This is a genomic window from Mycobacterium sp. EPa45 (assembly GCF_001021385.1).
Classification (GTDB): Bacteria; Actinomycetota; Actinomycetes; order Mycobacteriales; family Mycobacteriaceae; genus Mycobacterium.
Genome location: NZ_CP011773.1, coordinates 4,596,589 through 4,622,724 on the forward strand (window position 1 = coordinate 4,596,589; position 26,136 = coordinate 4,622,724).

General features: G+C 67.1%; 31 protein-coding genes and 1 tRNA gene. 18 read left to right on the forward strand and 14 right to left on the reverse strand.

All coding sequences use genetic code 11. The annotated features are described in order from the left end of the window. Nucleotides 1–79 precede the first annotated feature (79 nt). Together AB431_RS21895 and AB431_RS21900 are read left to right on the forward strand one after the other, a co-directional pair. A complete protein-coding gene (locus tag AB431_RS21895) occupies nt 80–841 on the forward strand; it encodes a CoA transferase subunit A (protein ID WP_047331706.1) in 762 nt (253 codons plus the stop codon). Then, entirely contained in the window at nt 841–1,506 is a 666-nt protein-coding gene (locus AB431_RS21900; protein WP_047331707.1) for a CoA transferase subunit B, read from the forward strand. The genes AB431_RS21895 and AB431_RS21900 overlap by 1 nt, the downstream gene beginning before the upstream one ends. Nucleotide 1,507: 1 nt before the next feature. Here the strand turns inward: AB431_RS21900 and AB431_RS21905 are convergent, their stop codons facing one another. Continuing rightward, on the reverse strand, nt 1,508–1,792 hold the full coding sequence (locus AB431_RS21905; protein ID WP_047331708.1) for a DUF1330 domain-containing protein: 285 nt from the start codon (nt 1,790–1,792) through the stop codon (nt 1,508–1,510). A 74-nt stretch (nt 1,793–1,866) separates the two neighbouring features. On the opposite strand from AB431_RS21905, the gene AB431_RS21910 reads away from it, so the two are divergent. The 3 genes from AB431_RS21910 (at nt 1,867) to AB431_RS21920 (ending at nt 4,532) form a co-directional block, all read left to right on the forward strand. Continuing rightward, complete coding sequence (locus AB431_RS21910; RefSeq protein WP_047331709.1) at nt 1,867–3,351, forward strand: aldehyde dehydrogenase family protein; 1,485 nt, start codon at nt 1,867–1,869, stop codon at nt 3,349–3,351. Between the two features lie 136 nt (nt 3,352–3,487). Continuing rightward, nucleotides 3,488–3,748: a hypothetical protein gene (locus AB431_RS21915; protein ID WP_047331710.1), complete on the forward strand. Its 261-nt coding sequence runs from the start codon at nt 3,488–3,490 to the stop codon at nt 3,746–3,748. Nucleotide 3,749: 1 nt separating this feature from the next. Beyond that, the gene (locus AB431_RS21920; RefSeq protein WP_047331711.1) at nt 3,750–4,532 is read left to right on the forward strand and encodes an SDR family oxidoreductase; all 783 of its coding nucleotides are present in this window, start codon (nt 3,750–3,752) and stop codon (nt 4,530–4,532) included. On the opposite strand, the gene AB431_RS21925 is transcribed toward AB431_RS21920, so the two are convergent. Then, a complete protein-coding gene (locus tag AB431_RS21925) occupies nt 4,529–4,792 on the reverse strand; it encodes a hypothetical protein (RefSeq protein WP_047331712.1) in 264 nt (87 codons plus the stop codon). The genes AB431_RS21920 and AB431_RS21925 overlap by 4 nt on opposite strands. Nucleotides 4,793–4,868: 76 nt before the next feature. Here AB431_RS21925 and AB431_RS21930 point away from each other — a divergent pair, with 76 nt between their 5' ends. Both AB431_RS21930 and AB431_RS31495 read left to right on the forward strand, forming a co-directional pair. Beyond that, the gene (locus tag AB431_RS21930) at nt 4,869–5,387 is read left to right on the forward strand and encodes a hypothetical protein (RefSeq protein ID WP_047331713.1); all 519 of its coding nucleotides are present in this window, start codon (nt 4,869–4,871) and stop codon (nt 5,385–5,387) included. Between the two features lie 438 nt (nt 5,388–5,825). Further along, entirely contained in the window at nt 5,826–6,953 is a 1,128-nt protein-coding gene (locus AB431_RS31495) for a hypothetical protein (protein ID WP_369803083.1), read from the forward strand. A 72-nt stretch (nt 6,954–7,025) separates the two neighbouring features. Here the strand turns inward: AB431_RS31495 and AB431_RS21940 are convergent, their stop codons facing one another. Continuing rightward, nucleotides 7,026–7,616: a hypothetical protein gene (locus AB431_RS21940; RefSeq protein ID WP_052960362.1), complete on the reverse strand. Its 591-nt coding sequence runs from the start codon at nt 7,614–7,616 to the stop codon at nt 7,026–7,028. Nucleotides 7,617–8,001: 385 nt separating this feature from the next. Between AB431_RS21940 and AB431_RS21945 the strand changes: the two genes are divergently transcribed. The 9 genes from AB431_RS21945 (at nt 8,002) to AB431_RS21985 (ending at nt 17,409) form a co-directional block, all read left to right on the forward strand. After that, a complete protein-coding gene (locus AB431_RS21945) occupies nt 8,002–8,685 on the forward strand; it encodes an MspA family porin (RefSeq protein ID WP_047333684.1) in 684 nt (227 codons plus the stop codon). A gap of 207 nt (nt 8,686–8,892) precedes the next feature. Next, nucleotides 8,893–9,558, forward strand: a complete 666-nt coding sequence (locus AB431_RS21950; RefSeq protein WP_047331714.1) for an MspA family porin — start codon at nt 8,893–8,895, stop codon at nt 9,556–9,558. A 7-nt stretch (nt 9,559–9,565) separates the two neighbouring features. After that, nucleotides 9,566–10,210: a hypothetical protein gene (locus tag AB431_RS21955; RefSeq protein ID WP_047331715.1), complete on the forward strand. Its 645-nt coding sequence runs from the start codon at nt 9,566–9,568 to the stop codon at nt 10,208–10,210. Between the two features lie 85 nt (nt 10,211–10,295). Next, complete coding sequence (locus AB431_RS21960) at nt 10,296–10,889, forward strand: hypothetical protein (protein ID WP_082135768.1); 594 nt, start codon at nt 10,296–10,298, stop codon at nt 10,887–10,889. Between the two features lie 90 nt (nt 10,890–10,979). Next, a complete protein-coding gene (locus AB431_RS21965) occupies nt 10,980–11,969 on the forward strand; it encodes a phosphatidylserine/phosphatidylglycerophosphate/cardiolipin synthase family protein (protein WP_047331716.1) in 990 nt (329 codons plus the stop codon). Then, complete coding sequence (locus AB431_RS21970; RefSeq protein WP_047331717.1) at nt 11,962–12,537, forward strand: chromate transporter; 576 nt, start codon at nt 11,962–11,964, stop codon at nt 12,535–12,537. Before AB431_RS21965 ends, AB431_RS21970 begins: the two co-directional genes overlap by 8 nt. Next, nucleotides 12,534–13,079, forward strand: coding sequence for a chromate transporter (locus AB431_RS21975; RefSeq protein WP_047333686.1), 546 nt, complete (start codon nt 12,534–12,536; stop codon nt 13,077–13,079). The genes AB431_RS21970 and AB431_RS21975 overlap by 4 nt, the downstream gene beginning before the upstream one ends. Before the next feature lie 49 nt (nt 13,080–13,128). Then, on the forward strand, nt 13,129–15,501 hold the full coding sequence (locus AB431_RS21980; RefSeq protein ID WP_047331718.1) for a lysylphosphatidylglycerol synthase domain-containing protein: 2,373 nt from the start codon (nt 13,129–13,131) through the stop codon (nt 15,499–15,501). A 156-nt stretch (nt 15,502–15,657) separates the two neighbouring features. Next, complete coding sequence (locus AB431_RS21985; RefSeq protein WP_144418508.1) at nt 15,658–17,409, forward strand: CocE/NonD family hydrolase; 1,752 nt, start codon at nt 15,658–15,660, stop codon at nt 17,407–17,409. Here AB431_RS21985 and AB431_RS21990 read toward each other — a convergent pair. From AB431_RS21990 to AB431_RS21995, 3 genes are all read right to left on the reverse strand, one after another. Next, on the reverse strand, nt 17,399–17,599 hold the full coding sequence (locus AB431_RS21990) for a hypothetical protein (protein ID WP_047331719.1): 201 nt from the start codon (nt 17,597–17,599) through the stop codon (nt 17,399–17,401). The genes AB431_RS21985 and AB431_RS21990 overlap by 11 nt on opposite strands. A 524-nt stretch (nt 17,600–18,123) precedes the next feature. Continuing rightward, entirely contained in the window at nt 18,124–18,288 is a 165-nt protein-coding gene (locus tag AB431_RS31055) for a hypothetical protein (protein WP_168214817.1), read from the reverse strand. Between the two features lie 240 nt (nt 18,289–18,528). Beyond that, nucleotides 18,529–18,611, reverse strand: a tRNA-Leu gene (locus AB431_RS21995). A 278-nt stretch (nt 18,612–18,889) separates the two neighbouring features. On the opposite strand from AB431_RS21995, the gene AB431_RS22000 reads away from it, so the two are divergent. Next, entirely contained in the window at nt 18,890–19,285 is a 396-nt protein-coding gene (locus AB431_RS22000; RefSeq protein ID WP_047331720.1) for a hypothetical protein, read from the forward strand. Beyond that, nucleotides 19,282–19,641 (forward strand): DUF3817 domain-containing protein, encoded by a 360-nt coding sequence (locus tag AB431_RS22005; RefSeq protein WP_047331721.1) that lies wholly within the window; start codon nt 19,282–19,284, stop codon nt 19,639–19,641. The genes AB431_RS22000 and AB431_RS22005 overlap by 4 nt, the downstream gene beginning before the upstream one ends. On the opposite strand, the gene AB431_RS22010 is transcribed toward AB431_RS22005, so the two are convergent. Genes AB431_RS22010 through AB431_RS22045 form a run of 8 tightly spaced genes read right to left on the reverse strand, consistent with a single transcriptional unit; the run spans nt 19,631 to nt 26,131 of the window. After that, nucleotides 19,631–21,088: an MFS transporter gene (locus AB431_RS22010; RefSeq protein WP_047331722.1), complete on the reverse strand. Its 1,458-nt coding sequence runs from the start codon at nt 21,086–21,088 to the stop codon at nt 19,631–19,633. The two genes, AB431_RS22005 and AB431_RS22010, sit on opposite strands and share 11 nt — an antisense overlap. A 46-nt stretch (nt 21,089–21,134) precedes the next feature. Next, nucleotides 21,135–21,752 carry a non-canonical purine NTP pyrophosphatase gene (locus AB431_RS22015; protein WP_162489459.1) on the reverse strand — a complete coding sequence of 206 codons (618 nt, stop codon included), beginning with the start codon at nt 21,750–21,752 and terminating at the stop codon, nt 21,135–21,137. Continuing rightward, on the reverse strand, nt 21,740–22,519 hold the full coding sequence (rph, locus tag AB431_RS22020; RefSeq protein ID WP_047331723.1) for a ribonuclease PH: 780 nt from the start codon (nt 22,517–22,519) through the stop codon (nt 21,740–21,742). The genes AB431_RS22015 and rph overlap by 13 nt, the downstream gene beginning before the upstream one ends. Nucleotides 22,520–22,537: 18 nt before the next feature. Continuing rightward, nucleotides 22,538–23,311, reverse strand: a complete 774-nt coding sequence (locus AB431_RS22025; protein ID WP_047331724.1) for a cyclic nucleotide-degrading phosphodiesterase — start codon at nt 23,309–23,311, stop codon at nt 22,538–22,540. A 57-nt stretch (nt 23,312–23,368) separates the two neighbouring features. Continuing rightward, nucleotides 23,369–24,190: a glutamate racemase gene (gene murI, locus AB431_RS22030; RefSeq protein WP_047331725.1), complete on the reverse strand. Its 822-nt coding sequence runs from the start codon at nt 24,188–24,190 to the stop codon at nt 23,369–23,371. Continuing rightward, a complete protein-coding gene (locus tag AB431_RS22035) occupies nt 24,187–24,855 on the reverse strand; it encodes a rhomboid family intramembrane serine protease (protein WP_047331726.1) in 669 nt (222 codons plus the stop codon). The genes murI and AB431_RS22035 overlap by 4 nt, the downstream gene beginning before the upstream one ends. A gap of 19 nt (nt 24,856–24,874) precedes the next feature. After that, entirely contained in the window at nt 24,875–25,843 is a 969-nt protein-coding gene (locus AB431_RS22040; RefSeq protein WP_047331727.1) for a PLP-dependent cysteine synthase family protein, read from the reverse strand. 6 nt (nt 25,844–25,849) lie between these two features. Then, on the reverse strand, nt 25,850–26,131 hold the full coding sequence (locus AB431_RS22045; protein WP_047331728.1) for a MoaD/ThiS family protein: 282 nt from the start codon (nt 26,129–26,131) through the stop codon (nt 25,850–25,852). Nucleotides 26,132–26,136 lie beyond the last annotated feature (5 nt).

Here is a 26,136-nt window from a genome sequence, read left to right on the forward strand (position 1 = left end):
CAGAGCTGCTTGTTGAGTGGGAACCCGGCACGCAGGCGCGTTTACCCAGTGAACACCTGCTGACGTTGGGAAGGGGACGATGACTTCGAAGGTGTACGAGTCGGCTGCCAGCGCGGTCGCCGACATCCCCAGCGGAGCCACGCTGGCTGTGGGCGGGTTCGGACTGTGCGGCATCCCCGACCGATTGATTCAGGCGCTCCTCGACGCGGGCGTGACCGACCTCGAGGTGTTCTCGAACAACTGCGGCGTCGACGACTACGGGTTGGGAATTCTGTTGTCCGACGGGCGTATCCGCCGGATCACCGCGTCTTACGTCGGGGAGAACAAGGAGTTCGCCCGGCAGTATCTGGCCGGTGAGCTCGAAGTGGAGCTGACCCCGCAGGGCACCCTGGCCGAGCGGCTGCGCGCCGGCGGCGCCGGAATACCGGCCTTCTACACGCCGGCCGGGGTGGGCAGTGCGGTCTCCGACGGTGGGCTGCCGTGGCGCTACGGGCAGGACGGCTCGGTGGCGATCGCCTCGCCGCCCAAGGAAACTCGCGTGTTCGGCGATAAGCGGTATGTGCTGGAGGAGTCGATCAATGCCGACTTCGCCCTGGTGCATGCCAAACGCGGCGACACCTACGGCAACCTGGTGTTCAACCGGTCGGCGATGAACTTCAACCCGCTGTGCGCGATGGCAGGCCGCATTGCGATCGCCCAGGTCGAGGAGCTCGTCGAGCCCGGTGAGCTCGATCCGGCAACCGTGCATCTGCCGGGTGTGTTCATCAACCGGATCGTGCACACCGGTCCGCAGGACAAGCGCATCGAGAAGCGGACCGTCCGCTCGGAGGAAGCGAACTGATGACCCAGCCAGCAACCGCGACCGGATGGACCCGCGATCAGATGGCGGCCCGGGCCGCCGCCGAGATGATCGACGGCGAATACGTCAACCTCGGCATCGGGCTGCCCACCCTGATCCCGAACTATCTGCGGCCCGAGGTGCGGGTGACCCTGCACTCCGAGAACGGCATCCTGGGCACCGGTCCCTACCCCACCGACGAGGCGGTCGACGCCGATCTGATCAACGCGGGCAAGGAAACGGTGACCGTCCTTCCCGGGGCGGCATTCTTCGATTCGGCGTTGTCGTTCGGCATGATCCGCGGTGGCCACATCGACACCGCGGTGCTGGGGGGCATGGAGGTGTCGCAGACCGGCGACCTGGCCAACTGGATGGTGCCGGGCAAGATGGTCAAGGGCATGGGCGGCGCGATGGACCTCGTCCACGGGGCGGCCCGCGTCATCGTGCTGATGGAGCACACCGACCGCGCAGGCAGCCCCAAGATCGTCAAGCAGTGTTCGCTGCCCCTGACCGGTGTCGGTGTGGTCGACCGGATCATCACCAACCTCGGCGTGATCGACGTCGTCGGCGACGGCACCTTGGTGCTGCGTGAGCTGGCGCCCGGGGTGAGCACCGACGACATCGTCGCCGCGACCGAACCCGAACTGACGGTCGATCTGACCGGGTAGGTCAGAACCCGGAGAGGATCACCGCGTTGGTGTCGGCGGCGGCATGCCGCAGCTCGCGTGCGGCGCGGTAGGCATCCGAGTCGTACCAGGCCTGCGCGGCTTCGACCGAATCGAACTCCAGCACCACGGTCTGGTGGCCGTGCCAATTGCCCTCGAGCACTTGTGGTTTGGTCTCGACGGCGAGCACCTTGACACCGCCCATGGCGGCGCCGGCGGCCTTGCCGTACGCCTTCATCCCTTCCGGGTCTTTGATGTCCTCAGTCAAGATGACATATCCCTTGGGCATGACACTCCTCTCATGCGAGAATCAGGTTCTCGTATTTCGGGTGACAGGTTTCCATGCCATAAGGGGTAAATGCAATGACCAATGTCGACGCTGACACGGGTGTGCTGGCCGGCGAGCAGCGGATGCTCATAGACGGGGAGCTGCGGCTGACCGACTCCGGGGCTTTGTTCGACGTCGAGCATCCGGCCTCCGAGGAAGTGGTCGGGCAAGCCACCGACGGTACGGTCACCGACGTCGAGCGGGCGACCGCCGCCGCACGCCGGGCGTTCGACCGAAGCGACTGGTCACGGGATCTCGAGTTCCGCTACCACTGCCTCACTCAGCTGCACGAGGCGCTGACCGAGGAGCAGGAACGGTTGCGGCGCATCGTGATCACCGAGGTCGGCTGTCCGGTCTCGGTCAGCGGCTCGCAAATCGAGAGCCCGATCGCCGAGGTGAAGCACTGGGCCGAGCACGGCCGCAATTTCGACTACCTGGTGGACACCGGAATTCACGAGACCCAGCTCGGCCCGGCCCGGCGCAAGATCCAGTTCGACCCGGTCGGCGTCGTCGGCGCGATCACGCCGTGGAATGTCCCGTTCTACCTGAACATCGCCGAGACCGTCCCGGCGCTGATGGCCGGAAACACCGTGGTGCTCAAGCCGGCTCAGCTCACCCCCTGGTCGGGGACCGAGCTCGGTCGCATCATCGCCGAGAAGACCGACATCCCTGCCGGGGTGTTCAACGTCGTCACCTCCAACGCCAACGAGGTCGGCGCGGCGCTGTCGGCCGATCCGCGGGTGGACATGATCACGTTCACCGGGTCCACGGCCACCGGCCGTGCGATCCTGGCCGCGGGCGCCTCGACGGTCAAGAAGACCCTGCTGGAGCTCGGCGGCAAGTCGACCCACATCGTCTGCGACGATGCCGACTTCAACGCGTGCCTGCCGATGGCGGCGATGTTCGCCTGCGTCATGTCCGGGCAGAGCTGCATTCTGTCCAGCCGAGTCCTGTTGCCGCGCAGCCGCTATGACGAGGGGCTGGAGATCCTCAAGTCGATGATGGAGCAATTCCCGGTCGGTGATCCGTGGACGCCGGGCATCATGCAGGGCCCGCAGATCAGTGCCATGCAGCGGCAGAAGACGCTGAGCCTGGTCCAGTCGGGTATTGCCGACGGCGCCCGGCTGGTCACCGGCGGCGGAATCCCGGAGAACCTGCCGACCGGCTACTACGTGCAGCCGACGCTGCTCGCCGACGTCGACCCCACATCGGAGATCGCCCAGACCGAGATCTTCGGGCCGGTCATCACCGTGACTCCCTACGACACGGACGACGAGGCCATCGAGATTTCCAACAACACGATCTACGGCCTGTCCGGCGATGTCACCAGCGGCGACGACGAACGCGCGCTGAACATCGCCCTGCGACTGCGCACCGGCAGCGTCACCACCAACGGGCACTCGTTCTTCGGGATCACCAGCCCCTTCGGCGGCACGAAGCAGAGCGGGCTCGGCCACCGTAACGGCGACGAAGGCTATCGGGAGTACCTGAACATGAAGACGATCGGCGTACGGCCCTAGAGTTGCGTCGATTCAGAACCCAGAGCGAGCTGCTCGCGAAATCGTCGCTCTCAGTTCTGAATGGATGAAATGGCCGTAGCTGGGGGCCAACGCCGCCCGTCGTCTACATTCGTTGGGGACGGCTCTGGAGGCGCACATGATCAAGCTCGAACTGCCCTACGTCACCGTGACGGTCGACGATCGGTTCCGCAATCGTCTGGCCGGCGTCGGTGACCGGCTGCGCATCACGCTGACCGCGTATCTGCGCAACGCAGCCGACGATCTCGACGGCCTGGGCCGCAAGGCCACCGCGGCCTGCCAGACCGCGGCCGTGCGCGTCGACACCGCCATGGCCGCCGCCAACGACCGCATCGCCTCCGAGCCCGAGATCGGCGTCCCGCATCTGAAAGTCGTATGAGGTGAGCGCGCCCAGCGTCTTCATCACCGGAGCCGCTGCGGGTATCGGGCGGGCGACCGCCCTGACGTTCGCCCGGAACGGATACCGGGTGGGTGCCTACGACATCGACCTCGACGGGCTGGCCGGGCTGCGTAAGGAGATCGCGGCATTCGGCGGTGACGTGGCGACCGGCGAACTCGACGTCACCGACGAGGACCAATGGTCGGCGCGGCTCGGTGAATTCACCAGCAGCACAGGCCAACTCGATATCCTCGTGAACAACGCCGGCGTGCTGACCACCGGCGCCTTCGGCGAGGTGCCGCTGGGAGTTCACCGGCAGATGGTGGACATCAACTTCTACGGCGCGCTGGTCGGACTGCATGCCGCATTGCCCTACCTGCGCGCCACGCCGCGCGCCCAGGTGGTCAACATGTGTTCGGCCTCGGCGCTTTACGGCCAGCCCGAACTGGCCACGTACTCGGCGACCAAGTTCGCGCTGCGCGCGCTGACCGAGGCGCTGGAACTCGAATGGCGCCAATACGGAATCCGGGTGCTGGCGATGTGGCCGCTGTTCGTCAAGACGGCGATGACCGACGGCGTCGAGACCGCCAGCACGAAGTCACTCGGCGTCAACCTTCAGCCCGAAGACGTCGCCGCCGCGGTCTACTCGGCCACGCATCGACGCGGACGTCTGGCCAGGGTGCACTATCCGGTCGGGCGTCAGACCGCAGTGCTGTCCGCGCTGTCGCAGGTGTCGCCCAACTGGATGCAACGGTTGATCACGAAGACGCTGACGCGCAACTAGCCGACTGCGGTGTACGGCTTCTTCGGCGGCTGCTGGTTCTGCCGAAACGATTGGCACAGACCGAGATTGCTGGCCACACATGGCACGCCGTTGATGGTCGGCGCACTGCCTTCGAGGTAGCACTGGCCGGTGTACTGGTTGTTGATGTGCCCGGCCGGGCAGCCCTGCGCAACCGCCGCGGGCGCTCCGACGACGACGCCCGCCACAAGACCGGCGCCGGCCACCGCACAGGCGATTCGTCGCCCCCAGTGCGTCGTCATCGGCAGACCCCTTTGCCTTCTGCAGCCAGACTACGCGTTTGTGGCGTTGCCAGAACGCGTGACTAGGATCAGTGCCATGCCGGAGCCGACTGAGGATGCGGACGACACGACGTCCACATCTCACCGCCCCACCCACCAATCCCGATCCTCGGTCGGCTGGGTCGCGCCGCTCGCTCTGGTCGTCGCGCTGATCGCGGCGGGCCTCGCCGGGTGGGCTCTGCTCCGGCCGGCACCGTCGAGCCCCGCACCCGCCGCCGCACCGCAGAGCGGTGACCCCAAGGCCAGCGCCTGCGACGCTTATCGCACCGTAAGCGCGGCGGTGTCCCTGCAGACGCATGCCGACCCGGGTGCCGAAGTTCAGGGCGTGGCCGCCAACGCACGGTTGGCGATGTCGGGCGGTGCGACCTACCTGCTGGCCCATCTCAGCCCTGCCACGCCGGGCGACCTGGCCGACGCGATTCGCGGCTTCGCGGCCGGGCTGCAGGATATTTCGGTCAACGCGTTAGCCGGGGTGCCCAACACCGATCCGATCCAAGCCGAGCGGCTGAGCAACGCGGAGAAGGCGAACAGCCGGATCGCCGAACTCTGCAAATAGCTACTACGACGGGTTTTACCGGTCGAGTTCAACTGGCGTTTGCACGAAGTTCGACAGTGCGCCAAGTGGGGTCCAGTCCGGGGTAAGGGTTGTCTCCTTGGATTTCTATGTCAGTGACCACTCGGCGCCTTTGCCGGACTGAACGTCTTCTTCGAAGGGAATTCGACCTTGTCCAAACACCGCAAGAAATCGGTCCGGGTGGCTGCGCCAGCCTTTGTCACCACCGGCGTCGCCGGTGCGGCGATGGTGGGAGCGGGCGTGCTGTTCGCCCTCACCGAGGCGCCCACGCCCGTCGCTTCACCGGCCTACAAGCTGACGTCGACCGAGTCCGACCTATGGCTGTGGCCGACCGGCAGCAGCCTCATCGGCAACTCCAACTCGACCACCCCGCAAGCGTTCGCATCGGCCAACGCCGCCGGTGATTTCGTCTCGCAGTTCATCGGCAACGGCACCGCCGACCACCCCGATGGCGGCCTGCTCATCGGCAATGGCTACAACTACAGCGCGGCTGACGCCGCCCAGTGCGCAACCGGTTGCGCCGGCGGGCGCGGCGGCCTGCTGATGGGCAACGGCGGCAACGGATTCAACGGCGGCGACGGCGGCAGCGCCGGGCTGTACGGCACCGGCGGCAACGGCGGCAATGGAATCGCGACCGTCAATGGCGGCCGGGGCGGCAACGGCGGCAACGGCGGCGTCTTCGGCGGCACCTCCTCCACCGGCACGCTCTTCGGCGGTGGCGGTGGCGCCGGCGGCAATGGTGCGGCCGGCGCGGACGGCGGGAACGGCGGCAGCGCCGGATGGTTCGGCGGCAGCGGCGGTGCCGGCGGCAACGGTGGCGATGCCACCGCCGCCCTCGCAGCCGGAAAGGGCGGCAACGGCGGCGACGCCGCGTCCCTGCCTCTTACGAGTTCCGGGTCGGGCGGCGCCGGCGGCGCCGGCGGCAAGGGCTTCACGAACGCCGCCGGGGCCGGAACCGACGGCGGCGCCGGCGGCAACGGCGGCAAGGGCGGTTTCTACGGCGGGGCGACCGGCGGTGCCGGCGGGACCGGTGGCGCCGGCGGCGACGGCTCCACGACGGGTGGTAACGGTGGCACCGGCGGAGCGGGTGGCGCCGGCGGCTTGGTCCAGGGCAACGGCGGCGCCGGCGGGACCGGCGGAGCCGGCGGCAAGGGCGGCACCGGCGACGGCGGCGCCGGCGGAACCGCTGGCGACGGCGGCAACGGGGGCCTGACGGGCGTCGGTGGCGCCGGCGGAACGGGCGGCGCCGGCGGTGCCAGCACTGCGGCCAACGGCGGCAAGGGCGGAACCGCAGGCAAGGGCGGCTTCGGCGGCAATGCCGGCGGCAAGGGCGGCACCGGCGGCGCCGGCGGCGACGGCAAGGCCGCCAGCGGAGGGGCCGGCGGCAACGGTGGCGATGGCGGCCCGGGGTTGATCTCCGGCGCGGGCGGCGGCAACGGTGGCACCGGTGGCACGGGCAAGGCCGGCCCCGGCAAGTCCGGTCAGGCCGGCACGGGACCTGTCGGCCCGGCGGGCGGCAAGGGTGGCACCGGCGGCGCCGGCGGCTAATCCCTCACGAACACGAATCGGCCCTCTCCGAAAGGAGGGGGCCGATTTCGCTTCAGTGCGTTGACGTTTGGGTCAGGCACGCCCGCCGTTCACTGCACACGCCATCTGTGCGTTCTTCGCGTCGGTGTTCATGTCACCGGCGGTCGAGTTCAGCGAATCGCCACCGCCGCGAATCCCCATGATCAACAACAGCTTTGCGGCGCGGATCGACCACGACCGCATGGGTGCGGAGATGTCGCCGGGCAACCCCGGCGTGTTGGCGGCGTCCATCGCCGTCGATGCGGCCTCACGCAGTGCGGTGCGGCCGATGACATTCGAGTTGGCGACGTTCGGATCGTCGTAATTGACGCTGTTGCCGCCACCGGCGGTGTTGTACGCAAAGTCTTCGTAGTTGTTGGCCGCATAGTCCAGCGCCACGCCGAACTGCTTGCAGGCGGTGACAACCGAGGCATACGTGCCCTGGTCCGGAGGCCCCGCCTCCGGCGCGGGTGCATCCGGCGGCAGCGGCGCCGGCGCCGCCATATTGACGGTACCGGGGCCGGGCACAGGCGCCGGCTGCTCGGTCTGTGGGTCTGCCAAGGCAACTGGCGCAGCGAACAATGTCGACCCCGACACCAACAGCGTGGCTGTCAGCGTCCGGCCGTATCGCAGTGACGATTTCATCGCTTCCTCCTGGATCGTGGGCTCCCCCGAACCGTCCGGCTGGAAGTTCCTAACCAGCCCAACCCGAACCCGTCACGACAGGGTCCTTCAAAGGTCAGGACGAAGAGATGATCGACGGGTCAGCTGTCGCGTAGGTGAACAACCCCTGAACAACCGGCGCCCCCCGAGGATCAATCGGGTGTCACCGTCACCGCCGTCATGCCCAGCTGGTGTGAGTTCGAGACCCAAACCGGCGCGTCTGACCTCGTACGCAAGGAAATGACGCTCGGTAGACGGTAATCGGGTGGGAGTTGTTGGGGCGGTGTTAACCATTCCGACACCCGCCAACTCAATGATTCCCTCCGAACGATCTGTGGATATCAAATACGAGAGGCGCCAACACGACATGTTGAAACGCTTTGCCGCATTGGCTGGAGTATGCCTGCTGGCCCCGATGGGAGGGGCTCCGCTCGCGTTGGCCGACCCGCCGGCGGATCCCAACGTGGCACCTGCCGCCAACGTCGGGCCGGCGGGCCCCGTGCCCTCTGCTGCGCCCGGGGTTCTCAAGACGCCCGACGGCTGGACGCTCAACGTGGTGGGCAAGGACGAGTCCATGGAACCCGTGGCCTCCCTGACCAATTCGCCGTGGTCGCGTGAGTACCTGGTGGACGGCACGTTCACCGGCGACGTCAGCGGCGGCGGCAGCACGAAGCTGGCCGGCGGAACGCTGGAGGCCGGGTACCAAATCGGTTGCGGCATCATCCAGGACGACATCGAGTCGATCACCTCGGGCGGCATCACCCCGGGTGTCGGCATTCCGCTGGTGACCGGCTCGCTGCTGCCGATCACGCTGGGTCTGTCGCTGTCCGAGCAGATCAAGATCGACCTCAAGCCCGGCACGGTGAACATCGTTCCGGTGGGCAAGAAGTCGTTCAAGGGCACCAAGCCCCGCGTCTCGATCACCGGTTTCCGCATCAAGATCGATGGTTGCGCGGGTCAGTCCTTCATCCGCTCGTACGCCACGCTGACGAGCTCGACCGACAACACCGATGACGTGGTCACCTACCTGGGCGTCACCAAGGCCGTTTAACAACTTCACATCGTCGTTCTCGCGAGCGGCTGTCCGTCATCCGACGGGTGGTGGGCAGCCGATCGCAGCACCGGAAAGACTCGGTGGAACGCCCAGTGGATCAGTTTCGGGCGCGCAGCGTTCGTACTTCGTTCACCAGCTGGACACCCCACCGATCAATCATTTTTCGACAAACCCAAGCATTTAGACGGAAGGCGCCGACACAACATGTTGCATCGCTTTGCCACCGCAGCCGCTGCAGCTTGCATGCTGATCCCGATGGGAGCGACCCCGCTCGCGTTGGCGGACCCGGCCGACGCGGGGGCTCCCCCTCCACCCCCGGACAACGGCGTTGTCGCCTCTGAAGTTCCCGGCATCGCCAAGACGCCCGACGGCCGGACCCTGACCGTCGCAGCCAAGGACGAGACCCAGCTGCCGGTGGCACCGCTGACCACATCCCTGTCGTCGCGCGACTGGGTGGTGGGCGGAACGTTCACCGGTACCACCACGGGTTCGGTGGCGGGCGGAACGTTGGAAGCCGGCTACCAAATCGGTTGCGGCGTCGAGATGGACAAGGTGAAGCTGAACGGCTCGATCGGCGCCACCTTGGGTAACGGCACGCTGGGCGCCGGCGGCGTCACCCTGCCGGGCGCGATCAGCTTCCCGATCCAGGGCCAGGTCGAGGTCGAGCCCCGCCCGGGCACCGTCACCAACGTCGTCGTCGACAAGAAGACGTTCAAGGGCACCTCGTCGCGTATCACGCTCAAGGACATCCACATCAAGGTCGACAACTGCGTCGGCGCGTCCTCGCTGCGCTCCTACGCAGTGCTGACCAGCTCGGGCACCGACGCCGACGACATCGTCGCCTACTACGGCGTCACCAAGGTTTTCTGATCTCCTGATGCGCCACGTCCACAGAACGCTCGTCACGGGTGCGGCCGCGGCCGCATTCGCAATCGGGGCGGCGGTCTCCTCCGTGGGGACCGCCGCCGCCGACGATCTGCCGCCCGCCGATCCAGCGGCCCCCACGCCGCTGCCGGCGCCGACGGGATTCGTTCCGCCGGCGTCGACCATCTCGGATTCGGTCAACGGATTCGCAGGACTCTTCGGTGGCCCGGCAGGCAACCAGATGCTTCTCGGCCAGGCGCCCGCGCCGGCCGCCGTTCCCGGTGGGGTCGACCCTGCGGCTGCTCCGCCGAATATCGCGGACCTCAACAATTCGATGCTGCTGCCGCGGAACTATCGGACGCTGCAGGGCGCTGACGATCCGACGCCGTCGCCCTACGATCTGACGACCGGTGTGCCGCCCGGCCCGTTCGCTCGGGTCGACGGCCTCAAGGGCGTGCACGCGATGGTGCACGGCGCACTGGGGCGGATGCCGGCCGACCAACTCGGCCAGCCGCTGCCCGGCACCGCACCGGCGCCGGGGATCACCATCCCCGCCGGGCCGGTCGAGTTCCTGCCCGATCCGGCTGCTCCGGCGCCCGGCGCGCCCGCAATTCCGCAGGCACCCGCCGACCCGGCTCTGCCACCACCGATTCCCTGATCGCATCCTCGGCGCCGATCACGGCATCATCGTGGCGTTTGCCGACTACGGTGTGACGAGGATCGAGGCGAGGAGGGCGGGGCGGATGAGCACAGGCGATCGGACGTTCGCGTCGACGCTGTTGCTTGCGACCGCGGTCAGCGCTGCCCTCATCGGGTCGCCAAGTGCCGCGGCCGATCCCGGACCGGGCGACCCGCCACCACCTGCGCCGGCCGTGGTGCCACCCAACGCGACGATCGGTAGCGTTCTCGCGCAGAACGGTGCGCCGCCGGCCGGACCGCTCGGCTTACCCGACCTGTCGGCGTACGCACCGGGACTTCTGCTGGGCCAGAACCCGGTCCCGTCGGCACCGGGGACGGCCAACGCCGTGGCGGCCCCCGACCTGCATGCGTTCAACACTCAATATCTCCTTCCGCAGAACGTCGCCCCCGCCGCGCCCGGACAGGGCGAACCCGATATCGGCATCGGCCCCAGCCCCGAGCAGCCGGGCACCGGCCGATTGGCGTTCCTGCGCCGGTTGCACGCGATGTATTCCGACGGCGCCCTCGACGGTGCGCTGCTTGGCCAAGTTCCCTACGAGCAACTTGGCGAGCCGCTGCCCGGCACCGCGCCGGGCGCGGGAGTCAACGTCCCGCCCGGACTCGGCTTTGGCCTGGCAGATCCCGCGCCTGCGCCCTGAGCACGCTGGTGACAAGTGAGCGCGACGCGCCCCCGACATTCACCCAACGGCAAAGTGCCGAGGGGGTTCTGGTGCTAGCATCCGAAACTTATGCCTGCTAACGCCCCGCGCGTGATCGTCGAACCGGACGACGGCGTGGACCCGGTCCGTGAATTCATCTCGAGCGCGCAAAGCTCGCTTCTGATAAAGCAATTCACCTTCACCGAGCCAAGCCTGATCGAGGCTGTGATCGACCGGAAGAAGGCTGGGGTCGACGTACGCATCATGCTCAACCCGCAGCGCTCGGGCGGCGACCGGGCGAACGACGAAAGCTACGAGACGTTCAAGGCCGCCGGCATCCACGTCCAGTGGTCGAGCCCGAAATTCTATGTGACACACGAGAAGTCGATCGTCGTCGACGAGAGCGCGGCCATGGTCGCGACCTACAACCTGATGATCAAGTACTTCACGCTCACCCGCGACTACGGCATCATCACCCACGACCCGCTGCATGTCGCCCAGATCATCGACGTGTTCAACGCCGACTGGGAGCACCGCGACTTCACCCCGCCCCGATACGAAGGGCTGTTGTGGAGCAACTCCAATTCCCGTTACCACATGGCACGTTTCATTGACACTGCCGAGCGCAAGCTGTACATCCAGCACCCGAAGTACGTCGACGCGGTCATCCTCGATCACATCGCAGCGGCCGCCCATCGTGGTGTCAGGGTGAGGGTCCTGTGCGGAGGCAAGCATGGCATCAGCGAGTGGGACATCCTCGATACCTTCGCCTCGCTGCGGACGCTTCGCCGGTTCGGCGTCGAGGTGCGCAAGCAGAAGAACCTCAGGGTGCACGCCAAGCTCTTGATCGTCGACGGCAGAGAGGTCCTGGTCGGGTCGATGAACATCGACCGCAGCGCTTTCGACCTGCGCCGCGAGCTCGGCATCACCACCGATGATCCCGACGTCGTGACCCGGCTCAAAGCGGTGTTCAAGAACGACTGGCAGATCTCCAACCACTACGAGCCACCGGACCCGCTGGAACAGAACCGTCCCGTCGAGGACGAGTTCCCGCATGACAGAGACCTGGTCCATGAGTGAGCCCGGTTCCACCCGGGAGAAGGTCTCACTTCTGGAGATCGCGCGGACGTTCAACCACATCGCACTGGCGTCCTTCGGCGGCGGACTGGGGGCATGGTCGCGCGAGGTCATCGTCGTCGAGAAGAAGTGGCTCGGCGAGGAGGAGTTCCTCAGCGCGATGACGATGTGCCGGATCGTGCCCGGCGCCAACCAGGTGAACCTGGCAGTCTTCGTCGGCACCAAGATGAAGGGCCTTGCCGGCGCCATCGCGGCTGTGATCGGGCTGTGCCTGGCGCCGGTCGCGATCGTGCTCACGCTGGGCTTCGTGTACTTCACGTTCAAGGAAGTGCCCGCGGTCAAGGGTGCCCTGCACGGCGCCTCGGCCGCGGCCGTCGCGTTGACCCTCGCGATGGTCATCCAGACCGGCCAGAAGTGCCTCAAAGGCCTGATGCCCGTCGCCTTCTTCCTGGCCAGCTTCGTCCTCAACGGCCTGTTGCGCTGGCCGCTGCTGCTGACGCTGGCCATCCTCGCGCCGCTGAGCTTGATCTGGGCGTGGCCCCGCAAGACGCCGGAGCCGGCCCAGGCATGAAGACGTTCCTGGCGCTGATCGGCATGTTCGGCTCGCTGTCGCTGCTGTCGATCGGCGGCGGCAATACCGTCCTGCCCGACATGCACCTGCAGGCGGTGACCGGCCACCACTGGCTGACGAATTCCCAATTCGCGGACATCTTCTCGATCTCCCAAGCCGCCCCCGGGCCCAGCATCCTGATCGTCGCGCTGGTCGGCTACGCGGCCGGGCTCGGCGTCTTCGGTGTCGTCGGTGGGATCATCGGCGGCGTGCTCGCCACGGTGGCGATGGTGGTGCCCGCGGCCGGCCTGATGTATCTGATCACCGTGTCGTGGCAGAAGGCCCAAAAGTCCAAGCTGCGCTACGCCGTCGAGAAGGGCTTCGCCCCGCTGACCGTGGGGCTGATCCTGGCCAGCTCTCTGGTCATGAGCAAGGCCGCCGACCACGACTGGCGGGCGTACCTGATCACCGGCGTCGCCACCCTGATCTTCGTGCGGACCAAGACCAACCCGCTGATCGTGGTCGGCGCCGCGGCGCTGCTGGGCTACGTCGGCTTCGTCTGACGAGCGGTCAATGAGACCTCCCCGGCGTAACTCGGGATAGGTTGCAGCGGTGCGAGTTGACGGACGCGATGTTGCCGTTTCCGGCGACCTTTTGCTGCCGCTGACCCGACGGACCAACGACATCGTTCGGCTCTCGCTGGCGACCGTTGTTCTGATCATCGTGGTCACCAGCTCACTGATCACCCGCAACGACTGGGTCGGGCTGGAGAAATCGGTGTCGCGGATCGTGGGTGTGCTCACTCCGACCCAATCCAATCTGGTCTATCTGGCCTACGGCGCCGCGATCCTGGCACTGCCGTTCGTGATCCTGATCGGCCTGATCGGCGCGCGCCAGTGGAAGCTGTTCGCCGCGTACGTGGCGGCCGGATTCCTCGCGGTGTTCTCCCTGTCGATCAGCGGTAACGGGATCGCCGCGCCCCGATGGCATTTCGACCTCTCCGAGCGGTTGTCGACCACTCTGTCGCAGTTCCTCGACGACCCCCGCTGGATCGCGATGCTGGCCGCCGTGCTGACCGTGTCCGGGCCGTGGCTGCCGGGCCGGTGGCGGCGGTGGTGGTGGACGTTGCTGCTGGCGTTCGTGCCGATCCACCTGGTGGTCAGCGCGGTGGTCCCGGCCCGCTCACTGCTCGGTCTGTCCGTCGGCTGGTTCGTGGGCGCCCTGACCGTGTGGGTGGTGGGCACGCCTGCGCTCGAAGTCCCCCTCGACGGAACCGTGCGCGCGCTGTCCCGGCGCGGATTCCTGGTGACGTCACTGACGGTGGTGCGCCCGGCCGGGGGCGGCCCGCTGGAGTTGGCGGCGGCCGACGACGCCGGTTCACGGGTCGTCCTCGAGATGTACGGACCCAATCAGCGCAGCGGCGGTGCGCTGCGGCAGTTCTGGCGGTGGCTGATCCTGCGCGACGCCGAAACCGCACCGTTGCAGGCCTCGATGCGCCGCGCCGTCGAGCATCGGGCACTGATGACGATCGCGGTCGGCGATCTCGGGGTCTCCAACACAACCACGATGGCGGTCGCCGCGCTCGAACGCGGGTGGACCCTGTACGCGCACACCCCGCCCCTCGGCGATCCGATCGGCGACGCTTGCGACGAGACCCTGGTGACCGCGGTCTGGGGTGCGCTGGGGGTCCTGCACCGCCACCAGATCGCGCACGGGGACTTGCGATTCAAGGAAATGACCGTCGACGCCGGGAAGGTGATGTTCGGCGGGTTCGGCAGCTCCGAGTACGGCGCGACCGACGAGCAGCTGCAGTCCGACATAGCGGCGCTGCTGGTGACCACGTCCGACCGGTTCGGTCCCGAGTCCGCCGTGGAGGCCGCCGTGCACACCCTCGGCAAGGAGACCGTCCTCAACGCGTCGCGGCGCCTCACCAGGGCGGCGGTCCCGGCCCGAATCCGCAAGTCGGTCAACGATCCCAAGGGTGTCATGGCCGCGGCTCGCGACGAAGTCAAGCGGCAGACCGGGGCTGAGGAGATCAAGACCGAGACCATCACCCGGTTCACCCGCAAGCAGGTCATTCAGCTGGTTCTGCTCGTCGCACTGGTGTACGTCGCCTATCCGTTCATCAGCACGGTGCCCACGTTCTTCAGCGAGCTGCGCAATGCGAACTGGTGGTGGGCGCTGCTCGGGCTGGCGGTGTCGGCATTGACGTATGTCGGTGCGGCAGCGGCGTTGTGGGCGTGTGCGTCCGGGCTCGTCAAGTTCGGCAACCTGGTCATCATGCAGTTCGCCAACACCTTCGCTGCCACCACCACCCCGGCCGGTGTCGGCGGTCTGGCCCTGAGCACCCGATTCCTGCAGAAGGGTGGCCTTGGGGCGCTGCGGGCCACCGCGGCGGTGGCGTTGCAGCAGGCCGTGCAGGTGATCACCCATGTGACCCTGCTGATTCTGTTCAGCGTCGCCGCCGGCGCCACCGCAGACCTGTCGCACTTCGTGCCGAGCACCACGCTGCTGTATCTGATCGGCGGCGTCGCACTCGGCATCCTGGGCACCTTCCTGTTGGTGCCCAAAGCCCGTCGGTGGCTCGGGACAGCAGTGCGGCCCCGGCTGCAAGAGGTCGGTCACGAGCTACTGGAGCTGATGCGCGAACCCAAGCGGTTGGCGGTTATCGTTTTAGGTTGTGCCACAACCACTCTGGGGATGGCATTGGTGCTGTGGTCGAGCATCGAGGCGTTCGGCGGCGACACCACCTTCGTCACGGTGACCATCGTCACGATGGTCGGTGGCACCCTGGCCTCGGCCGCACCCACGCCCGGCGGCGTGGGCGCGGTGGAAGCCGCACTGATCGGTGGCCTCGCCGCCTTCGGCGTGCCCGCGGCGGTCGGGGTGCCGGCGGTGCTGCTCTATCGCGTTCTGACGTGCTGGCTGCCGGTGTTCGCCGGCTGGCCGATTATGCGCTGGCTCACCGCGAGAGACATGATCTAGGCGGCGATTGCGTAGCGTGGACACGTGCGAACCACGCGTGCCCTGGCGGTGACGTTGGCGCTGGCCCTCGCGTTGTCGGCGTGCGCAGGGTCGGGCGGACGCGTCACGGACCGGGCCTGGCCGCCGTCGAGCGGCCGTGGTCCGTGCGGTGTGACCATGCAGCCCGACGTGCCGGCTCGGATGCGCGATGGAACTGTGCTGCGCGCCGACGTCTACCGGCCGGACAGCTCCGACCCGGTTCCGGTGATTTTGATGCGCACCCAGTACGGGAAGTCCGGCGCCCAGGTACAGCCGTCGCGCTACCAGACCCCCTCTTGGTTCGCCTCGCACTGTTATCTCGTTGTCATTCAAGATGTTCGGGGCCAAGGCGCATCCGGCGGCACCTTCAGTGAGTTCTCCCACGACCGCGATGACGGCTACGACTCCGTGGAGTGGGCCGCCGCACTGCCGGGCTCGAACGGCAAGGTGGGCATGTACGGCTCGTCGTATGTCGGCGCCACCCAATGGCTGGCCGCAACCGCGACTCCCCCGCACCTGGTCACCATCGTTCCTGCGAACACCGCCTCGGATTACTACGACGGCTGGATGTATGAGGGTGGCGAGTTCCGGCTGGCGTTCGTCCAGCCGTGGGCGATCGGTCTGGCCACCACCGCGGCAGAGAACCGGCACGACGACACCACCGCTGCGATGCTGAAGGCGGCCTCGGCCGACTCGACCCGGTGGCTGGGCTTCCTGCCCTACCGTGCCCTTCCGCCGCTGCAGCCCGCCAATCCTGCTGTGGCGCCATGGTATTTCGACTGGATCGCCCATTCGAAGCGAGACGATTTCTGGCGGCAGTGGAGCATCCGCGACCGTTATCCCTCAGTTCGGGTGCCGGTGCTCGATATCGAGGGCTGGTACGACGCCTTCCTCGCCGGTGGCATCGAGAACTTCACCGGGATGGTGAATTCGGCCGGCACGTCCGAAAGCCGGACGAACCAGCGGCTGGTGATCGGCCCCTGGGACCATGTGGACTGGGGCCGGGCGGGTTCGGAGCCGGCGCCGTCGCTCAAGGACATCGGCCCCGTCGGTGAGACGCCGATCAACGAGCTGATGCTGGCCTGGTACGACCGCTTTCTCAAGGGCGTGCACAACCACGTGTCGGGCAAGCCGCGGGTCGACTACTTCCTGATGGGTGCGAACCGGTGGAAGTCGGCACAGAGCTGGCCGTTACCCGACACCCAGTGGACTCGCTACTTCATGTCCGGCGACGGTCAGATGGATTCGCGCACCGGCACACTGACCACCGCGGCTCCGCCCGCCGACCAGGCGCCCGACCACTACGTCTACGACCCGACCGATCCGGCCCCCAGTGTCGGCGGACATTCGTGTTGCGGCGCGAAGTCGGGGCCACAGGGTCCCTACGACCAGATACCGGTCGAGCAGCGCTCCGATGTGCTGGTCTACACCAGCGATCCGCTGTCGACCGACACCGAAGTGACCGGACCGACGACGGTCGACCTGTGGGCGTCGTCGTCGGCGGTCGACACCGATTTCACGGCGAAACTGATCGTGGTCAAGCCCGACGGCGACGCGATCAACCTCAATAACGGGATTCTGCGGACGTCGTTCCGCGACTCGATGTCCGACCCGCGCCCGAGCGTTCCGAATCAGCCGTCTGAGTATCGCATCGCGATCTGGCCGACGAGCTTTGAGTTCCGTGCCGGCGACCGAATCCGAGTAGAGATCTCCAGCAGCGATTACCCGCAGTTCGCGCCGAACCCGAACAACGGTGAACCGTTCGGGCAGAGTGCGGCGACCGTGCCCGCAACGCAAACCATCCTGCATGACGCCGCGCATCCGTCGGCCGTCACCATCCCCGTGATCCCGTCCGGCGGCCGGGAATCTGATCGCTTCCCTATCGGGTAGGGCCGCGATCAGAACTCAGCAGTTCGCGGTCGGTGTGAGCTCCGGCGTCGACGTCATCCCAGGATGCGCCTCGCCCGACGAGATCGGTGACCACCGAGTCGAGCCCGATGACGATGGCACTGAGTAGCAACGACCCGACGAGCCAGGTGTCCGGGGGAATCGCTTTTGCGAGGCCGAGCAGAGCTTCCATGCGTTCCGTTCTCCATTCGTAGGGCTCCGCCCCAAAGAACCCACCATACGGTCGATACTTGAAAAGTTAGTTAATTCTTGCACCTTAGCCAATCAAGATCGAGCAGCGCCACGCCGAGTGCCAAGTTGGTACCGATGTGACGACTGTGGCGTTCCGTTGGTCTCCGAATACCCTGGCCGGACAGCAATATCCACTGGGGTTGTATTCAAGCCCCGAACATGAAGTCCGTCGCGAGCACCTGCCGAAGCCAACGGCCGCGGAGCCAATTGAGCACGCTGATAAGCATTCAGCAAACTATCGGTTCACACACGGGCACACTGCCACCTGCCACCCGGAGACAGCCGGCACACCGAAGGAGCGCCCCGCTCGCCGGGTCGCCGGCAGAGCAGGGGCGCTACTGAGCTGGAGTGCAGGGCTTTTCGAAGAGGAATTGCGTCACCATCGGGACGCGAAGGGGGTTGGTCGTCACCGACCGCGAGAGAGGTGCAGCAACCTAGTCGGCCACCGCCGCGGCGAACGTGAGGTCAGCGAGATTGCCGAGACGCGTCGGCGGCCATACCGATGAAAATCGCATAGGCGGCGGACATCGCGATCTGATCGATCTTGTCGGTGTCTCCGCCGAGTTCGCGCACCTGATCGGCGATCGCATAACGGATCAGATCGACAGACGTCATCATGGGATCGCTCACCGGTACTCCACTCTCGGTGCAGATTCACTTTCGGCTGTCAGGTAAACCCACGCTGCCGCCGCGACGTAAGCGACATATGCGACTTTGCCCAACGCGTTCACCGTAGCTCCGATCTTCATCAAGTACCTGAGACCGAGCTTAGAGTTCAAAAGTTAGTTGGGCTAGCAGATTAGCTTTGTGACCACCGTGAGATCCGGCCGAGACCTTCGGCGTTGTGGTGGTCGCCACAAAAGCAGTTTGTGCGGGCGGGGGGACTTGAACCCCCACGCTCTTTCGAACAATGGCACCTAAAGCCATCGCGTCTGCCATTCCGCCACGCCCGCGAGACGGCCGAGTTTACCGCGAGTGCCTTCACGAAATTTGTCGGTGGGCCTCCTAGCGTCGAGCATGACGCAGAAAGGCCACACAGATTCGCACCACTATTCGCACCACAGAGTTCGCGAACATGCGGCGGTTGATCGCGGCGGGTGTCATCGAACAAGCGCCGAAAGACTTCGTCCGCGGGCTGATCCACCGCGACGGCTGCCGCGTCGTCGCCAATGGGGCGTCACCAGCACACTGGCACGTGAACCCATAACCGCTGGCACGGTACCGTCGTGGTGTGTCCACGACCCGCCGTCGTCGCTTCGCGCTGATCGTTTTGGTGATCATCGCCGCGTGCGGCTGCCTGGCGCTGGGCTGGTGGCAGTGGAGCCGATTCGAGTCGACGTCGGGCACCTTCCAGAACCTGGGCTACGCCCTGCAATGGCCGATGTTCGCCGGGTTCTGCGTGTACGCCTACCGCAAGTTCATCCGCTACGAGGAAGAAGGCGTCCCCGAACCTGCGGCGGACGCCGACTCGATCACCGAGATCCCCGCCGGACTGCTGCCCGAAAGGCCTACGGCTCCAGCCGTGTCCGATGAGGTCGACCCCGCAACGCGCGACTACAACGCCTACCTCGCCGAGCTGGCTGCGGTCGACAAAGCCCACGAAGATCAGAACAGGACCACCGCATGACCGCACCCGAGTCGCCCGAAACCCACACCCCCGCGGGGGTCCCGCTCGACAAGCTCCGCAATGCCCTTCTGGGATACCGGATCCTGGCGTGGACCACGGGCATCTGGCTTATCGCGCTCTGCTACGAGATCGTGCTGCGCTACGTCGTCAAGGTCGACAATCCGCCCACCTGGATCGGGGTGGTGCACGGCTGGGTCTACTTCATCTACCTGCTCTTCACCGCCAACCTCGCGGTGAAGGTGCGCTGGCCGATCGCCAAGACCATCGGTGTGCTGCTGGCCGGCACCATCCCATTGCTCGGCATCGTCGTCGAGCAGGTGCAGACCCGAGACCTGAAGACCCGCTTCAACCTTTGACGAGCGGATCACCGGAGAGCTCGAACTCTTCCGGCGACCAATCCTCGACGGCGCCATCGCCCGCGGCCGGCAGTGTCAGCGCGATGACCGCGGCCAGTGCCGCGACGCCGGCGGAGACGAGCAACGCGATCCGCAGCCCCTGCAGCGATGGCATCGTGTGCCCGGCGTAGGTGATGGTCATCGTCGCCAGCACCACACCGATCACCGCGCTGGAAATCGACGTCCCCAACGACCTGGCGAGAGCGTTGATTCCGTTGGCAGCGGCCGTCTCCGACACAGGTACCGCAGCGTTGATGAGCGCTGGTAAAGACGAGTACGCGAAACCCACGCCGAGGCTGATGGCGATGTTGACCACCATCACTGCCGCCGGGCTGCCGAGCAACCACACCGCGCCCAGGTAGGCGGCGGCGATGATCGCGGCACCGCACACCAACGTGAACTTGGCGCCGCGGCGCCCGGCGACCCGGGCCGCGAGCGGGGACGCGACCATCATGGCCAGCCCGCCCGGCGCCATCCACAGACCCGCCTGCAACATCGACTGACCCAAGCCGTAGCCGGTGGCCTTGGGCAGTTCGAGCACCTGCGGTGCGACCAGCGAGAGCGCGAACATCGAGAAGCACACCAGGATCGCCGCGATATTGGTGGTCAGGACCGGACGGCGCAGCGTCGTGCGCAGATCAACCATCGGCGACGTGGTCCGGAACTGCCAGCGGGCGAAGACGGCGAACACCACGACCGACACGACGAACAGCGACAGGGTGGTCGAACTCGTCCACCCCCACGTCGACCCCTTCGAGATCGGTAGCAGCAGAGTCACCAATCCGGTGGTCAGCAAGACGAACCCCAGCGGGTCGAACCGGTCGGCCGAGGTGGCCGGAATGTTGGGCACCATGAAGTAGAACAACAACATCGCGATGATGCCGAGAACGCTTGCGCCCCAGAACAAGGTGTGCCAGTCGGTCTTTTGGGCGACCACCGCCGACAGCGGGAGACCCAGCGCGCCGCCGACCCCCAGCGAGGAGCTGATCAACCCCATCGCCGACCCGACCCGGTCGGCCGGTACCGCGGCCCGCAGCACACTGATCGCCAGCGGGATGATCGGGATGCCGAAGCCCTGCAGCCCGCGCCCGACGATGAATGGCAGCAGCGAGCTGGTCATCGCGGCGATCAACGACCCGACCGTCAGCGTCGCCGCGCAGATCATCAGCATCGGCTTGGGCCCGTACATGTCGCCGAGCCGGCCGAACACCGGCGTGGTCACCGCCGCGGTCAACAGTGTCACCGTGATCGCCCACGACGCGTTGTCCGGGCTGGTGTGCAGCAGCGTCGGAAGCTCGGGGATCAGCGGGATCATCAGGGTCTGCATCAGCGACACACTGATTCCGGCGGCCGCCAGGACGGCGATCAGAACCCCGGGGTGCCCCACCCGGACCGAGTGACGACCCATCCGGGCATCATGACACATTAGATACGCTAGGCAAATTTTGCTGCGCTCAGACCAGCGCGCGCAGCGCCGGAATCAGCAGCGCCAGGGCACGACCGCGATGCGACGCGGCGTCCTTCTCCTCGGGACTGAGCTCCGCCGCGCTGCGGCTCTCCCCCTCGGGAATGAACAGCGGGTCGTAACCGAAGCCGCCCTCGCCGCGCGGCGCCCGCGCGATCACCCCGGGCCACGCGCCGCGCACCACCGCACTGTCCGCGTCGCCGGGACCCCAGACCAGTGCGCACGCCGATACGAACGCCGCCGCGCGCCGCTCGTCGGGTACGTCGCTCAGCTGAGCCAGCAGCAGCGCATTGTTGGCGCCATCATCGCCGTGTACGCCCGCCCACCGCGCGGACAGCACACCCGGCATCCCGTTGAGCGCCGCAACCTCGATGCCCGAGTCGTCGGCGACCGTCGGCAGTCCGGTGGCGGCGTAACCGTCTCGCGCCTTGGCAAGCGCATTCGCTTCGAAGGTGGCGCCGGTTTCAGGCGCCTCATCGAAGGGCGGCACGTCATCGAGCGACACCAGGGTCAGCCCGGCCAGCCCCGCGGCATCGAGCACCCGGCGCAGCTCGGCCAGCTTCTTGGCATTGCGGCTGGCAACTAATAATCGCGTCAGGACCCGAATGCCTTCTTCGACGGCGGACCTTCCGGCAGCACACCGGGGTACGGGAGTTCGAGCGCCTCGCGCTGGACGGCGAACAACGTCTCGCACGAGGCGAGGGCGGCGTCGAGCATCTTGTCCAACGTCGAGCGCGGGAACGTCGCACCTTCCCCGGTGCCCTGGACTTCGACCAGCGTTCCGGTGTCGGTGGCGACGACGTTCATGTCGACCTCGGCGCGCGAGTCCTCCTCGTAGGGCAGGTCCACGCGAACCCGGCCGTCGACCACGCCGACGCTGACCGCGGCGATGGCACACGACAGCGGCCGCGGGTCGGACAGTTTGCCGCCGGCGGCGAGGTAGGTGACGGCATCGGAGAGTGCGACGTAGGCGCCGGTGATCGCGGCGGTGCGGGTTCCGCCGTCGGCCTGCAGCACGTCGCAGTCGATGGCGATGGTGTTCTCACCCAGCGCGGCCAGGTCGATGCACGCCCGCAGCGAACGCCCGACCAGCCGGCTGATCTCCTGCGTGCGCCCACCCACGCGACCCTTCACCGATTCGCGATCCGATCGGGTGTGGGTGGCGCCGGGCAGCATCGCGTACTCGGCGGTCAGCCAGCCCTGCCCCGAACCCTTGCGCCAGCGCGGCACACCTTCGGTCACGCTGGCCGTGCACATGACCCGGGTTTCGCCGAAGGCGACGAGCACCGAGCCGGCCGGATGGGAGGTGAAGCCGCGGGTGATGGTGACCGGGCGCAGCTCGTCGTCAAGCCTGCCGTCTTGTCGTCGGGACACGAGGCAACCCTATCGGGGTCAGTGCCGACGGACGTCGATGGTCTCCCCGCACACGACGGCGTGTACCGGGCCGTCGAACTCCGCCTTGGCCTCGCTGATCACGTCCTCGCGGGAAGTCCACGGCGGGATATGGGTGAGCAGCAACTCACCGACACCGGCGCGCTTGGCCATCTGGCCGGCCTCGGTACCCGACAGGTGCAGGTGCGGCGGCCGGTCCGGTGCGTGGGTCCACGACGCCTCGCAGAGGAAAACGTCTGCGCCGCTTGCCAGCTCGACGAGCGACTCGCACACCCCGGTGTCACCGCTGTAAACCAGGGTGGCGCCCGACGGGTCGGTGATCCGCATGCCGAACGACTCCGTCGGATGGGTCACCAGCCGCGGCAGCACGGTCAGTGCACCGAACTGCACCGGCTCGTTGTCCTGCCAGTGACGGATGTCGAAGATGTCGGAGAAGTCGTCGAGCTCACCTCCGAGCGGCGACGAGGCCGCAGCCAACCGGGTCCAGGTGTCGCTCGGGCCGTACATGATGCCGCGGCCTTGCGCCGGGCTCGGGTGGTAGCGGCGCCACACGAACAGGCCGGGCAGATCCAGACAGTGGTCGGCATGCAGGTGCGACAGCAGGACGTGGACTTCGTTGGGATCGGCGTAACGCTGCAGCGCGCCGAGAACTCCACCACCGAAATCGAGTACGAGCGGGGTGGTGTCCGGTGCCGTCAACAGGTACCCGGACGCCGGCGAATCAGGCCCGACAACACTGCCGGAGCAACCGAGGACGGTGATTCGCACAGTCACTAGCTTGCCATGCCCGGTTGCCGCAAGAGGAAAACATGACGGGTTTGTCAGGGAGAATCAGGTCGTCGCCGGTACGTGACGCTGAACAGGGTGGACCCCGGTGATCGCCGGCCCCAGGAAGCGTGCCGCCAGCGCGGTGAACGCCTCGGGATCGCCGGTCGCCTCGAACAGGCGGGTCGCCGCCGGAGCCTCGTGCGGCCGCAGCAGATCGCGCTCGGTCAGAACTTTCAGCAAGTCCTTGGCCGTCTCCTCGGCGCTGGATACCAGCGTGACCGAATCCCCCATCGCCAGCTGAATCAGCCCGGACAGCAACGGGTAGTGGGTACAGCCCAGCACCAAGGTGTCGACCTGTTCGCGCTGCAGCGGTTCGAGATAACCTTCGGCCAGGTTCAGCACCTGCCGGCCGCTGGTCACACCGCGCTCGACGAAGTCGACGAACCGCGGGCACGCCACCGCGGTGATGTCGATGTCGCGGGCCGCCGCGAACGCGTCCTGGTAGGCCCCGGACGCGATGGTCGCCTGGGTCCCGATCACCCCGATGCGTCCGGTCCGCGTGGTCGCCACTGCGCGCCGCACCGCGGGCAGGATGACCTCGACGACAGGTACGTCGTAACGTTCCCGCGCATCGCGCAGGCAGGCGGACGAGGCGGTGTTGCAGGCGATGACGAGGGCTTTGACCCCGCGCTCGACGAGGTCGTCGCCGATCGCCAGCGCATGCGCGCGTACCTCGGGGATGGTCAGCGGGCCGTACGGACCGTTGCCGGTGTCGCCGACGTAGATGATGTCCTCGTCGGGCAGCTGGTCGATGATCGAGCGGGCAACCGTCAGCCCGCCGACGCCGGAGTCGAAGATGCCGACCGGCGCGAAGCGGTCGCTCACGACGTCAGGCCGGGAAACTGGCCGGCCCTCTTGCGTTCCCGCGCTTTACGTTCCGGCCCGGACAGCCAGTACGCGGCGAGCACCCCGGCGATCGCCCCGCACAGGTGGCCCTGCCAGGACACCCCGCCGCAGGTGTTCAGCTCGGGCAGCGCCCCCCACAACACACTGCCGTAGACGAACAGAACGACGACGCCGGTGACGATCTGCCAGACGTGCCGGGTGAAGATACCGAAGGTCAACAGGAACGTGAGCCATCCGAAGATCAGCCCGGAGGCGCCGATGTGGTTGGTCTCCAGCCCGCAGCCCACGTTGCCGATCAGCCAGGTGCCCATACCGCCGACGATCCAGATGATCGCGGTGGCCCAGACGAACCGCGCCATGCCGGTCAGCGTCACCAAAAACCCGAGCACCAGGGCCGGCACGGTGTTGGCGGCCAGGTGCTGCCAGTTGGCGTGCAGCAGCGGCGCAAAGACGATGCCCCACAGGCCGTCGGTTTCAAGCGGCCGGATGCCGTTGCGGTCCAGCGAATGCCGCGACAGCTGGTCGACGATCTCGATGATGTACAGCAGCGCGACGAACGACACGATGGTGGCGCCGCCGACCTTCCAGGCTGGGGGCTTCTTGGGCTGCGGCGGGGTCGCCGGGTAGCCCAATGGCTGATTCATCTGTGTCTCACTACCTCGTCTACGCCCAGAGCTGGCCTTCCAACGCCTCCTCGGCTTCGTCAAGGCTACCGGCGTACGCACCGGTGGACAGATACTTCCACCCCGCGTCGCATACCGTGAACGCGATATCGGCACGCTGACCGGCCTTGACGGCCTTGCCCGCCACCCCGAGCGCGGCATGCAGGATCGCGCCGGTCGAGATGCCGGCGAAGATGCCTTCGACCTCGACCAGTTCGCGGGTGCGCCGCACGGCGTCGATCGAGCCGACCGAGAAGCGCGTGGTCAGGATCTCCGGGTCGTACAGCTCGGGGATGAAGCCTTCGTCGATGTTGCGCAGCGCATACACACCCTCGCCGTAGCGCGGTTCTGCGGCGACGATCGCGACGTCGGGCAGCCGCTCGTGCAAGTAGCGGCCGACCCCCATCAATGTGCCGGTCGTGCCGAGCCCAGCGACGAAGTGGGTGATCTCGGGCAGATCCCGCAGCAGCTCCGGCCCGGTGCCGAAGTAGTGGGCGTCGGCGTTGGCCGGGTTGCCGTACTGGTAGAGCATGACCCAGTCGGGATGCTGAGCGGCCAGCTCCTTGGCGCGCGCGACGGCGGTGTTCGAGCCGCCCGCGGCCGGCGAGAAGATGATCTGCGCGCCGTACAGCTCGAGGATCTGCCTGCGCTCGACCGAGGTGTTCTCCGGCATCACGCAGATCAGCCGATAGCCCTTGAGCCGGGCGGCCATCGCCAGTGAAATGCCGGTGTTGCCGCTCGTCGGTTCCAGGATCGTGGCGCCCGGCGTGAGCAGACCGTCGCGTTCGGCCTGCTCGATCATCCGCAGCGCCGGCCGGTCCTTGATGGATCCCGTGGGATTGCGATCTTCGAGCTTGGCCCACAACCGCACATGAGGTCGGTCGTCGTCGTCCCAGCGCGGTGACAGCCGCGGCAACCCGACCAGCGGGGTGTCGCCGACCGCCTGCAACAACGAGCCGTAGCGGGTCAATTCGGTTCAGCCGCCGGCCACGGCGGGCAGGATCGTCACGGAGTCGCCGTCCCCGATTTCGGTGTCCAGCCCGCCGGAGAACCGGACGTCCTCGTCGTTGACGTAGATGTTGACGAAGCGGTTGAGCTTGCCCGGATTGCCTTTGTCCACCAACCGCTCCGAAATGCCGGAGTAGTTGGCCTCCAGATCGGCGATCACCGCTTGCAGCGTCGAGCCACTGGCGTTGACCCGCTTCTCACCGCCGGTGTGGGTGCGCAGGATGGTCGGGATGGAGACCTCGACGGACATGGGTC

Coding starts and splice junctions, on each gene's coding strand:
- AB431_RS21900 (WP_047331707.1), top strand. CDS start 841: ATGACCCAGCCAGCAACCGCGACCGGATGGACCCGCGATCAGATGGCG.
- AB431_RS21965 (WP_047331716.1), top strand. CDS start 10,980: ATGCCTGCTAACGCCCCGCGCGTGATCGTCGAACCGGACGACGGCGTG.
- AB431_RS21905 (WP_047331708.1), bottom strand. CDS start 1,792: ATGCCCAAGGGATATGTCATCTTGACTGAGGACATCAAAGACCCGGAA.
- AB431_RS21925 (WP_047331712.1), bottom strand. CDS start 4,792: ATGACGACGCACTGGGGGCGACGAATCGCCTGTGCGGTGGCCGGCGCC.
- AB431_RS22035 (WP_047331726.1), bottom strand. CDS start 24,855: ATGAATCAGCCATTGGGCTACCCGGCGACCCCGCCGCAGCCCAAGAAG.
- AB431_RS21985 (WP_144418508.1), top strand. CDS start 15,658: ATGCAGCCCGACGTGCCGGCTCGGATGCGCGATGGAACTGTGCTGCGC.
- AB431_RS21930 (WP_047331713.1), top strand. CDS start 4,869: ATGCCGGAGCCGACTGAGGATGCGGACGACACGACGTCCACATCTCAC.
- AB431_RS21910 (WP_047331709.1), top strand. CDS start 1,867: ATGACCAATGTCGACGCTGACACGGGTGTGCTGGCCGGCGAGCAGCGG.
- AB431_RS21960 (WP_082135768.1), top strand. CDS start 10,296: ATGAGCACAGGCGATCGGACGTTCGCGTCGACGCTGTTGCTTGCGACC.
- AB431_RS21990 (WP_047331719.1), bottom strand. CDS start 17,599: ATGGAAGCTCTGCTCGGCCTCGCAAAAGCGATTCCCCCGGACACCTGG.
- AB431_RS21940 (WP_052960362.1), bottom strand. CDS start 7,616: ATGAAATCGTCACTGCGATACGGCCGGACGCTGACAGCCACGCTGTTG.
- AB431_RS22045 (WP_047331728.1), bottom strand. CDS start 26,131: ATGTCCGTCGAGGTCTCCATCCCGACCATCCTGCGCACCCACACCGGC.
- AB431_RS22005 (WP_047331721.1), top strand. CDS start 19,282: ATGACCGCACCCGAGTCGCCCGAAACCCACACCCCCGCGGGGGTCCCG.
- AB431_RS21955 (WP_047331715.1), top strand. CDS start 9,566: ATGCGCCACGTCCACAGAACGCTCGTCACGGGTGCGGCCGCGGCCGCA.
- AB431_RS21950 (WP_047331714.1), top strand. CDS start 8,893: ATGTTGCATCGCTTTGCCACCGCAGCCGCTGCAGCTTGCATGCTGATC.
- AB431_RS21975 (WP_047333686.1), top strand. CDS start 12,534: ATGAAGACGTTCCTGGCGCTGATCGGCATGTTCGGCTCGCTGTCGCTG.
- AB431_RS21915 (WP_047331710.1), top strand. CDS start 3,488: ATGATCAAGCTCGAACTGCCCTACGTCACCGTGACGGTCGACGATCGG.
- AB431_RS21945 (WP_047333684.1), top strand. CDS start 8,002: ATGTTGAAACGCTTTGCCGCATTGGCTGGAGTATGCCTGCTGGCCCCG.
- AB431_RS22010 (WP_047331722.1), bottom strand. CDS start 21,088: ATGGGTCGTCACTCGGTCCGGGTGGGGCACCCCGGGGTTCTGATCGCC.
- AB431_RS21970 (WP_047331717.1), top strand. CDS start 11,962: ATGAGTGAGCCCGGTTCCACCCGGGAGAAGGTCTCACTTCTGGAGATC.
- AB431_RS21895 (WP_047331706.1), top strand. CDS start 80: ATGACTTCGAAGGTGTACGAGTCGGCTGCCAGCGCGGTCGCCGACATC.